This is a genomic window from Streptomyces sp. ERV7, assembly GCF_001653515.1.
GTDB lineage: Bacteria > Actinomycetota > Actinomycetes > Streptomycetales > Streptomycetaceae > Streptomyces.
The window spans coordinates 1-1,192 of record NZ_LYOY01000056.1 but is presented as its reverse complement, the minus strand read 5'-3'; the positions used below and the strand labels follow the sequence as shown (position 1 = coordinate 1,192).

Below are 1,192 nucleotides of genomic sequence, written 5' to 3'. Positions count from 1 at the left end.
CGAGGAGCGGCAAGGGAGGGAAGCCGTGCTGTTCACGGACCCAGCGAGGCCCGGTGATCCGAGCGCCGGTCAGGACGTTGGTCCACGTCCCTTCGGGCACGTAGTACTCCACCGTGCCGTCGTCGGTGAAGACCGGGGGGACGAGCAGATCGTCGCCGAGCATGTACTGCCGGTCGAGGGCAGGGTGCGCGGCTTTTGGCGAGGTACCAGTCGCGGGCAGCAGGGTTGGTGACGTCCACCAGCGCCGTACCGGGCTGCCACAGGTCCCACTGCCACACACTGCCGTCCGGGCGGCGCACCAGATAGTCGTGGCCCATGCCCTCCTCGAACATCGCCCGAGGTGGAAGACTCGCAGCAGGATGCCGCGCTCGGCCATGCCGCCGCGCCGAGGCAGTCGCCACGTACACACCTACCACGTCACCCGGACCGGAACCTCGGTGACCGGCACCGTCTCCTGACCCCTTCGCCCTCGCCCCGGCCGTCGGCCTTCCGGCTGCCGGGGCCGCCTTGGAGCCTGCTCTCCTGGTCGCACCGCCTGACCACCCGGGCCGACCGGTGGACGCCCGACGGCAACGCCCATCGGGCCAACTGCCGTTCCGTGCCTTCCTCTTGACGTGTCCCTCGCAAGCCTGGCTTGATGAAGTGGGAGCGCTCCCAACCTTCATCCCCCGTCCACAGCCCCCACGCGAGGAAGGCCCCACCCGTGCCTCCTGTCGTCCTTACCCGCCGCGTGCCACGTCGCGCGGCCGCCGTGCTCGTCGGGCTCGCCCTGGCCGCCGGTGGTCTGACCGCCGCCGCGCTTCCGGCGCACCCGGCCAACGCTGCCACCGCCACTTCTGCCGACAACCCCGTCCGGGTCAACCAGCTCGGCTATCTGCCCGACGGCCCCAAGCGGGCCACGGTGGTCAGCTCCGCGACCGGGCCGCTCGCCTGGCAACTGCGCGACGCCGCCGGTGCCGTGGTCGCCTCGGGGGCCACCACCGTGCACGGCGCCGACCAGGCGTCCGGCCAGTCCACCCACCTGGTGGACTTCGGCGCGTACACCGCGACCGGCACCGGCTTCACCTTGGCCGTCGGCGACCGCACCAGCCATCCCTTCGGCATATCCGCCACGCTGTACGACGGACTGCGCGCCGACAGCATGTCGTTCTTCTACCAGCAGCGCAGCGGCATCGCGATCGACGCCGCGCTG

At 71.6% G+C, this 1,192-nt stretch carries 1 protein-coding gene and 1 pseudogene; one reads left to right on the top strand and one right to left on the bottom strand.

Annotated features, from left to right (window positions below; all coding sequences use genetic code 11):
- Positions 1-199 (bottom strand): annotated as a pseudogene (locus A8W25_RS33065) (hypothetical protein); the annotation flags it as partial.
- A 531-nt stretch (positions 200-730) separates the two neighbouring features.
- Here A8W25_RS33065 and A8W25_RS29615 point away from each other — a divergent pair.
- On the top strand, positions 731-1,192 hold a 462-nt coding region (locus A8W25_RS29615; protein WP_324616376.1), incomplete at its 3' end, for a cellulase N-terminal Ig-like domain-containing protein.